Here is an 8174-nt window from a genome sequence, read left to right as displayed (position 1 = left end):
GCCGCCGCCGTCACCACCGTAACCGCCGCCATAGCCGCCGCCGGCCTGGCCATCCGAGGGGTTGTTCAGGAAGAAAGTGAGGAGAACGAGGAACAAAGCACGATGTAACATCGGCTTGAAGTAGGGCGGTTAGCCCTCCAGTCCATAGGCCTGACGGATTCCGCGCTGGGTTCCCGGGCCGAAGTCTCCGTCTATCGCGCCGGCATAGAAGTTGTTTTCCTTCAGCTTCGACTGCAGTGCCCGCCGGGTTTCTGCCGTGAACATATTGGGCCGTTCGCTTAGGAGGCCCAGCACGTCAGAGCTTCCGCTGCGCAGGGCGGCATAAAGGTAATGCGCTGAATCTTCGGGACCTTTCGAGGGAATCAAGCCGTCATCAATGAGCGCGGCAAAATTAAATTGGGCCTGCGGATGGCGCAGGTCAGCAGCTCGCTCGAAGAAGGTGAGCGCCTTTTTCGGGTTGGCAGGCAGACCCAGTCCGCCCTGATAGTGCAGGAAGCCAAGATCATTGATCGCGTCGGCAAAATCTTGTTCTGCGGCCGCTTGGTACAGTTCCAGAGCCTTGGTTTGATCGGCCTCCACTCCGGTACCGCGCTCATAAAGTTTGGCCAGTTCAAACTGGGCCTCCGGTGAGCCGGCATCCGCGGCGCGCTGCAGGAATTCCACCGCCGCCTTGGGGTCAAACCGGCCCTCATTCGGGTTCAGCCGGATATAAGCCAGACCCAGCATAGAGCGGGTGTCGCCGAGCTCAGCCAGCGCCAGAAGCTGTTCCTCCTGGTCGGGTTTCAGTGCCGCCCAAGCGGCAGAGGCATCGGCCACAGAAACAGGGGCGTCATTTTCTCCGGGACCAGCCAGGTAGAAGGGCACGCCGGTCAGCGAGCCGTAGGTATGCGGCTCCTGAAGGTTGGCGGTGCTCTGCAGCACCTGGTCGCGCACCTGGCGGAACATCAGGCTGATTTCCAGGCCGGGCTGCACCATTTTTTGCATCAGGGCTGTGGCGTAGGGTGAATTGCTGCCGCTGCCATCCAAAGCCACCTGGCCGTCCTTGGCGGCAAAGGCCACCAAGGTGCCGCGGTCCGGGTCTGCCGGGGCCATGCCGCCGCCGCCGCGGGTAGTTTCCGTGGTTTGAGTTGTTTGTTCGCTGCTCTGTTCCAGTGCGATGGAGTCGCCCAGCGGATTGTCGCGGCAGCTGTCCAGGATCACGATCCGCATCTTGCGGGCCCGGTCGACCGCGCCGAGCAGCTGTTTCAAGGACAGCGACTGCCGCTGCACATCACGGTTGCTTGCGACTTTGGCATCTGCCGGGATCAGAAAGTTCTCGCCCTGCACCTCAATCCCGTGGCCGGCAAAATAGACCAGCGCCAGATCGGCGACTTCGGACCGGAAGGCAAAGTCATCCAGCAGCTGTTCCATCTCAGACGTGCCCGGATCCAGCGCCAGGCTGACGTCGAATCCGATGCCTTCCAGTGTATCCGCCATGGCAACGGCGTCATTGCGGGTATTTTCCAGCGGCGGCAGGTACTGGTAGTCCGCAACCCCGATGACCAGGGCTATGCGGTCGGTCGCAGCCTGCGCGCCGGCGGCGAGCAGCAGGCAAGCGGTGAAAATCAGGGGTTTGAAGAGAAACGACATGCGGATACCTGGGTTAGCGAATTCAGCTATGGCCCAATGTAGTCCTTAGCGGCAGAAAAGAAAAAGAAAATCCGCCGCTGGCAATAGCGGCGGACAGACCCTGCCCGAACCCGGACAGGGTCTAACTGTATCAGGTGCTGGCCATGCTGCCAGCCGACCGCAACCGGTCGCGCAGCTTTTCCAGGGTGACCCCGGCCGCTGCCGCAGGCAGGTCCGCGGGGCCGGCCTCATCAACCTGGGCCTGCACGCGCCGGTAGAACCCGGAGAGCCCCGACAGTGTCTGGATAACCAGGTCGAAGTCCTGCAGCGAGCGCAGCTCCTGACTGGTCGGCGCGGTTCCCCGCTCCAGAACGTCGAGGACGACGTCCTCCAGCGCTTGCATCTGACTGCGGAGCTGCTCCATTTCCCACGCGGATGCGGCGCAGAGCTCGCCGAGGGCTTTGTCGGGACGCTCCATGATCAGAGCCGCCCGACGACCTGTTCGATGGCCTGCTTCATGGTTGCCACCGTGAACGGCTTGCGAACAATATTGTTCAGGCCGATCTGCTTGCCAACCTGGATGATTTCCGGTGTCGGCTTGCCGGTGACCAGGATGAAGCCGACACGCTGGGTCACCTGATGGCTGCGCAGCGCCTTCAGCAATCCGAGCCCGTCCATGCCTGGCATGTTGTAATCGGACAGCACCAGATGAACCGGGGTCTGGGTCAGCTTCTGATAAGCGCCCTGACCGGAGTTCTCGACCATGTAGTTCTTGATGCCGATCTCATCCAGGCTCTGTGTGATGATCCCCCGGCTCGTCGACATATCGTCAACAACCATGACGCGGAGAGAGTCTTTCAAGCTCATTTTTCTTTCCTTCTGCTCTGCTTGCAGCCGTGGACAGGGTTACCTGCCAGCGGGTGAGTTGACATAAGTGGTGATCCCGGCCGTCTTCAGGTGCTGCGCCGCCGGGCCTGACATGCGCTCGGAGTGACCGATGAAGAGGGTGCCGCCCGGGTTCAGGGCATTCTGGAAGGCGCTCCAGACCTTCTGCTGGGTCGGGTTGTCGAAATAGATCGCAACGTTCCGGCAGAAAATCGCATCGAACTTCCCCTTGAAAGGGAAGGGTTCAATCAGGTTCAGCACCCCAAAGGTGATCAGCTTGCGCAGGCTGTCCGGCAGCCGCCCGTCCGGGTCGCGCTTGGGCACCAGCTTGCTGTATTTGGCGTCGATCTGGGCCAGCTCGTCCTCGGGGTACTTGGCCGCCTGGGCATGGCGCACCACCACCGGGTCGATGTCGGTGCCCAGGATCTTGATGTCCAGATTTGCGGCTTCCGGACAGACGTCCAGCAGTGTCATCGCAATCGAGTAGGGTTCCTGCCCGTTGGAGCAGCCCGCCGACCACAGCCGCACCCGGCCGCCACGCCGTGCCTGTTCCACCAGCGGCGGCAGCACGTCGTTGCGCAGGGTTTCGAAGTGATGCGGCTCCCGGAAGAAATGGGTCACATTTGTGGTCAGCAGCGACAACAGCCCGCTGCGTTCCTCGTCGGCATTGGGGCCGTCCAGGCTGGCAAGGTAATCCTTGAAGTTGGTGATGTTGCGCTGCCGCAGCTTGCGGGCCAGGCGCGACGACACCAGCGGCTTCTTGCTTTTCGCCATCGCCAGTCCGAAGTTCTTGTGCGCGAATTGCGCAATGGCTTCGAATTCCTGGTCTGACAGCGAAAAGCTGTCCGCGTTGGGAGTGATAGTACCTTCTGCGCTCACGGCATCACCTGCTCCGGAGCCGAGATCACCGCATCCAGATTGATGATGCGCACCATGGTGTCATCATGCGAGATGATGCCCTGGATGTACTCCATCGTGTTGCGGCTATCCACCGGCGGGGTGTCCTGGATGTCGTCCGGGTTGATCGAGATGATCTCGGAGACCGACTCCGCCAGCAGGCCGACCGGTTTCCCGTGCACGGAGACGACGATGACCACATTGCGCTCGCTGGCTTCGGTCTGCTGCAGGCCGAAACGGGCGGAGAGGTCGTAAATCGGGATCACCGCACCGCGCAGGTTCATCACCCCGAGCACGTCGGCGGGTGCATGCGGCAGGATGGTCACCGGCGACCAGCGCCGGATTTCCCGGATCTGGGTTATCTTCAGGCAGAACGCCTGACCGGCCACGGTGAAGCTCACAAACTCGCTGTGTTCAGCGTGTTTCACTTCCTGATCGGTTTGCTTCACTTCAGCTTGCATTGCTCATTCTCCGCTCGGTGTCAAAGGCGGCCGCAGTGGGCGAGGCCGCGATGATGCTTTCAGGGTCCAGGATCATGGCGATCTTGCCGTCGCCAAGGATGGTTGCCGCAGCGACGCCCGGGATCTCCCCGCAGACGCCGTCCAGGCTCTTGATCACCACCTGGCGCTGATCGTGGATGTCATCCACCGCCAGGGCGCAGCGCTGGCCGGTTTCGGTCTCCACCAGCAGGTAGACGCCCGCTTGCTGATCGCTTTCGCGGTAGAGCCCAAGGCCGCCGGCCACATCGCAGATCGGCACGAAGTTGCCGCGGATCGACAACAGGGTGCCGTCGGCGCCCAGGCTGTTGATCATGTCGTCGCTGCCGCGCATGGTTTCGACGATCGAGGTGATCGGCACCACCATGGTCTGATCGGCAACCGACACCACCATGCCGTCCATCACTGCCAGGGTCAGCGGCAGGATGATGGTGAAGGTGGAGCCTTTGCCGGGCGAGGATGAGATGTTGATGCGCCCGCCGAGACCGGTCACCGCATTTTTCACCACATCCATGCCAACGCCGCGGCCGGAGAGATTGGAAATCTCCTTGGCCGTCGAGAAACCCGGCGCAAACAGAAGGTTGTCGATCTCGCTGTCGGTCAGTTCCGCATTTTCCGGGATCAGCCCTTTCTCGATCGCAATCTGTTTCACGCGCGGGCGGTTCACACCGGCCCCGTCGTCCTTGATCTCGATGCAGACACTGCCGGAACGGTGGGAGGCAGACAGCCGGATTTCACCGATTTTGGACTTCCCGGCCGCTTCTCTGTCGTCTGGCTTCTCCACACCGTGGTCGACCGCATTGCGCAGGATATGCGTCAGCGGGTCTGACAACCGTTCGATGACCGTCTTGTCGACCTCGGTGTTTTCGCCTTCGGTGACCAGCTTGCAGGTCTTGCCGGTTGCGGCCGAAGCCTCGCGGACGATCCGGGCCATGCGCTGGAACAGCGGCTTCACCGGCTGCGCGCGAATGGCCATGACACCTTCCTGGATGTCGCGGGCCAGGTTTTTGAACCCTTCCAGCTCTGTCTCCACATCCCGGGTATCCGAGACGTTCAGGTTGGCGATCTGCTGGGCCAGCATCGAATGGTTGATGATAAGCTCCCCGACAGCGTTGATCAGCCGGTCCACCCGCTCGAGTTCGACGCGGAGCGTCGGCTTGGGACCGCCGCGCTGCTCCTGCTTGCCGCTCTCGGCTTTCGGGGCCGAGGCCTTTTCTTCGGCAGCTGCCGGCTTGGCTTCGGGTTCAGGTGCGGGGACCGGCGGCTCAAAAGGGGCTGCAGGCGCCTCCCCCTCAGGGGCAGCTGCGGCATCTGCGGCTGGCGGTGCAGCGAACATCGCATCCAGCGCGGCCAACGCATTGGCTTCCGCCTCGGCATCGCCATCACCGTTGATCGACAGCTCGCACAGGCCCTCGACGAATTCGAACACGGCCTCAACCTTCGAACGCGTCTCCTTGGTGACCAGCACCAGATCCCAGGCCAGATAGGCTTCGCTCATGTCCATGGCATCAAAGCCGGGCAGCTCATTCTCGTCCATGGTGACGGTCAGCTCACCCAGATCCTTGAGCGCCTGGAAGAGGAAGAACGGCTCGTTGCCGGTGCCATACATTTCCTTCAGCGGCTGGAAGCGGATCCGGTAGGTCTCTTCCTGCGGTTCCGCCGGGGCGCCGCCCAGATCGCCAAGATCCATCATGGGCGCCGGGCCGCCGAGCCCCATCGGCTCGAAGGTGAGGTCTTCCTCTTCTTCCGGAATGTATTCATCCAGCGCCGCCAACAGCGTATCATTGTGCGCTTCGTCTATCTCGCCGCCGTCCCGGGCAGCCTCGACCAGTGCTGACAGTTGATCGCTGGAGCGCAGCAGCAGCTGGATCAGCTTCTCGTCCAGCTCCAGCCGGTTGGAGCGCACTTCGTCAAACACGGTTTCGAACCGGTGGGCGAAAGCCACCAGATCATCGAGGCCAAAGGCCCCGGCGCCACCCTTGATCGAGTGCACGGCGCGGAAGATCGCGTTGACAACCTCAGAGTCGTGATCGCCTCCTTCGATGGCGGTCAGACCCTCATCCGTTGCTTCAAGGAGCTCTTCGCACTCCTCAAAGAAGGTATCCTGAATCGAACCCGACATCTTAGGCCGCAGCTCCAGTCACGCGCTTCAGCGCAAAGATCAGCGAGGCATCATCAAACGGCTTGGTGATCCAGCCGGTGGCGCCAGCGCCGCGGGCACGGGCCTTCAGTTCAGGTGCGCTTTCAGTGGTCAGCACCAGAATCGGAACCTTGGAATTGATACCGGTGCCGCGCAGCTCCTCGATCACGCCGAAACCGTCGAGGTTGGGCATGTTGATGTCGGTGATCACCACGTCCGGATCCACGTCAGGGTACATGTCCACTCCCTCGCGGCCATCGACCGCGCAGTGATATTCAAAACCGGCCTCTTCCAGGGTCGCGGCCAGAAGATTCCGGATGGTGCGGGAATCGTCGATTGCCAGAACTTTGGTTTTCATGCTGTTTCCTCGTCTTCAAAACGGTTGGGCTCCAGCCCCAGAAGCGTCAGGGACTTGCGGCAGGATTCTGTGATGTTGGTGACTGCGAAGCCCGCCCCCTCGGACCGCCACTGCTGCTCTGCGCCAAGCAGAAGCTGCAGGCAGCGCGAAGGCATCAGGGCAACGCCGCTGCAGTCGATTTCGACTGCCTTTGCGCGCGCTCCCTGCAGGAAGGCGATCAGCGGATCCAGCTCCGCGAAGGCGTTTGGCAGATCCAAAACGTGCTTTTGCGTTTCCGTAGTCATTTTCGGCGATTCGCACCCCCGTTGTCGGCGATCAGTTCGAGTTCGATGGGGCAATTCTTAGGTGGCGGGACTTAACATTTGATTGCCGTCAGCCGCGCCAGGAGGGGGATTCATAAGGAGACCGGCGAAAATTTCGCGTCAGAAACCCGATCAATTTTTATCTGTGTTCTGACGGTCCGGAGAATCACCTGCGGCGGTTCAGCAGGCGTGTTTTCAGGGCTCCGCACAGCCTGCGGATGCATCTTTACCAGACCTTCAGAAAGTGACGCCGGAGCGCAGCAGAATCCGGCATGTTTCTGCATCGAAATGCGGCATGCGGCATGCGCCGTAAGCGGCAAATTAACACCTGGGACGCATTCTGACTGGCATCACTATTGCGGTGGCCTAGACCGCACTGCTCTTAGGAGGACGGAATGAAAACGTTCAAATCGCTCAAGCTGGCACATAAATTGCCATTGTTTGTTGTTGGGTTCGGTGTGCTTGTGACGGCGATTCTCGTCACCATCAGCACTATCAGCTTCCAAAAAAGCGCCGAAAAAACTGCGGAAGACCAGTTCCGCTCGATGGTGGCGGACCGGAAGTTTTCGGTGCAGACGCTGCTGGACGGAATTCATGCGGATGTGCAGACGCTGGCGGCGGTACCGTCAACAGCCACTGCCATCGAATGGCTGACAATGACCTGGAACGATCTGGATGGAAATCCAGGCCAGATCCTGCGCCAGGCCTATATCGACGACAACCCGAATCCGATCGGGCAGAAGCATCTTCTGGTGCGCGGCAAGGGCGAGTCGCCCTATCACATGCATCACGAGACCTTCCATCCGGCCTATAAGACGCTGATCGAAAGCAAAGGCTACTATGATGCCTTCCTGATCAACCTGGCCGGCGACATCGTCTACTCGGTGTTCAAGGAAAACGACTACGGTACCAACATGATGACCGGCCCGTTCAAGGACTCAGGTCTGGCCGACGTTTACCGTGCCGCCCTTGAAGGCAGCCGCGGCGAGGTCTTCTTTGCGGACATGAAGCCTTATGCGCCCTCCGGCGGCGCAGCTGCCGCTTTTGCAGCCTCTCCCGTGGTGAACGATGCCAATCTGACTGTCGGCGTGCTGGCGGTGCAGATCCCCGTGGATCTGCTGGGGGCCATCGTCAACAACGACCAGGGCATGGGGCAAACCACCCAGATATATCTGGCAGGCTCAGATATGCTTGCGCGGACCACATCGCGGTTCGAGGACGGCTATCAAGTTCTGTCGCAACTGCCTTCGGTCCCTCAGGTTACCACTGCATTTGACGGCGAGTCGCACGTCCAGAAAGGCGTCCCTGGGCTAAACGGCCATGCTGTGCTTGCTTATTCCGAGCCGCTGCCGCTGGAATTTGCAAATTGGGCGATCATCGCCGAGCAGGACTGGGCGGAGCTGATGGCCCCGGCAGCTGAGAAGCGCAACATGCTGCTTCTGGCCTCGCTGATCTGCGCTGGCGGCATGTCCTTCTTCGGCTGGCTG

At 61.0% G+C, this 8174-nt stretch carries 9 protein-coding genes; 1 reads left to right on the top strand and 8 read right to left on the bottom strand.

The window, feature by feature from the left end:
• Positions 1-129 precede the first annotated feature (129 nt).
• The 8 genes from RA24_RS20680 to RA24_RS20645 all read right to left on the bottom strand — a co-directional run bounded on the left by RA24_RS20680 (position 130) and on the right by RA24_RS20645 (position 6669).
• Positions 130-1629: a caspase family protein gene (locus RA24_RS20680; protein WP_039194097.1), complete on the bottom strand. Its 1500-nt coding sequence runs from the start codon at positions 1627-1629 to the stop codon at positions 130-132.
• A gap of 130 nt (positions 1630-1759) precedes the next feature.
• Positions 1760-2086, bottom strand: coding sequence for a hypothetical protein (locus RA24_RS20675; RefSeq protein WP_019297435.1), 327 nt, complete (start codon positions 2084-2086; stop codon positions 1760-1762).
• A gap of 2 nt (positions 2087-2088) precedes the next feature.
• Positions 2089-2475 (bottom strand): response regulator, encoded by a 387-nt coding sequence (locus RA24_RS20670; RefSeq protein WP_039152568.1) that lies wholly within the window; start codon positions 2473-2475, stop codon positions 2089-2091.
• A gap of 39 nt (positions 2476-2514) precedes the next feature.
• Positions 2515-3372: a CheR family methyltransferase gene (locus RA24_RS20665; RefSeq protein ID WP_019297433.1), complete on the bottom strand. Its 858-nt coding sequence runs from the start codon at positions 3370-3372 to the stop codon at positions 2515-2517.
• The gene (locus RA24_RS20660; RefSeq protein ID WP_019297432.1) at positions 3369-3851 is read right to left on the bottom strand and encodes a chemotaxis protein CheW; all 483 of its coding nucleotides are present in this window, start codon (positions 3849-3851) and stop codon (positions 3369-3371) included. Before RA24_RS20660 ends, RA24_RS20665 begins: the two co-directional genes overlap by 4 nt.
• Complete coding sequence (locus RA24_RS20655) at positions 3841-6009, bottom strand: chemotaxis protein CheA (protein ID WP_019297431.1); 2169 nt, start codon at positions 6007-6009, stop codon at positions 3841-3843. The genes RA24_RS20660 and RA24_RS20655 overlap by 11 nt, the downstream gene beginning before the upstream one ends.
• A 1-nt stretch (position 6010) precedes the next feature.
• The gene (locus tag RA24_RS20650; protein WP_019297430.1) at positions 6011-6385 is read right to left on the bottom strand and encodes a response regulator; all 375 of its coding nucleotides are present in this window, start codon (positions 6383-6385) and stop codon (positions 6011-6013) included.
• A complete protein-coding gene (locus tag RA24_RS20645; protein WP_029204938.1) occupies positions 6382-6669 on the bottom strand; it encodes an STAS domain-containing protein in 288 nt (95 codons plus the stop codon). Before RA24_RS20645 ends, RA24_RS20650 begins: the two co-directional genes overlap by 4 nt.
• A gap of 413 nt (positions 6670-7082) precedes the next feature.
• Between RA24_RS20645 and RA24_RS20640 the strand changes: the two genes are divergently transcribed.
• A partial coding sequence (locus RA24_RS20640) for a cache domain-containing protein (RefSeq protein WP_193747159.1) occupies positions 7083-8174 on the top strand: 1092 nt, incomplete at its 3' end.

Origin of the sequence: Leisingera sp. ANG-M6, from assembly GCF_000813905.1 — a bacterium.
Lineage (GTDB): Bacteria > Pseudomonadota > Alphaproteobacteria > Rhodobacterales > Rhodobacteraceae > Leisingera.
This window is presented reverse-complemented; position numbering and strand designations above follow the sequence as displayed.

Bases quoted from the DNA above. Each gene is read 5' to 3' on its own strand.
- RA24_RS20680 (WP_039194097.1), bottom strand. From the start codon at position 1,629: ATGTCGTTTCTCTTCAAACCCCTGATTTTCACCGCTTGCCTGCTGCTC.
- RA24_RS20675 (WP_019297435.1), bottom strand. From the start codon at position 2,086: ATGGAGCGTCCCGACAAAGCCCTCGGCGAGCTCTGCGCCGCATCCGCG.
- RA24_RS20670 (WP_039152568.1), bottom strand. From the start codon at position 2,475: ATGAGCTTGAAAGACTCTCTCCGCGTCATGGTTGTTGACGATATGTCG.
- RA24_RS20660 (WP_019297432.1), bottom strand. From the start codon at position 3,851: ATGCAAGCTGAAGTGAAGCAAACCGATCAGGAAGTGAAACACGCTGAA.
- RA24_RS20655 (WP_019297431.1), bottom strand. From the start codon at position 6,009: ATGTCGGGTTCGATTCAGGATACCTTCTTTGAGGAGTGCGAAGAGCTC.
- RA24_RS20650 (WP_019297430.1), bottom strand. From the start codon at position 6,385: ATGAAAACCAAAGTTCTGGCAATCGACGATTCCCGCACCATCCGGAAT.
- RA24_RS20645 (WP_029204938.1), bottom strand. From the start codon at position 6,669: ATGACTACGGAAACGCAAAAGCACGTTTTGGATCTGCCAAACGCCTTC.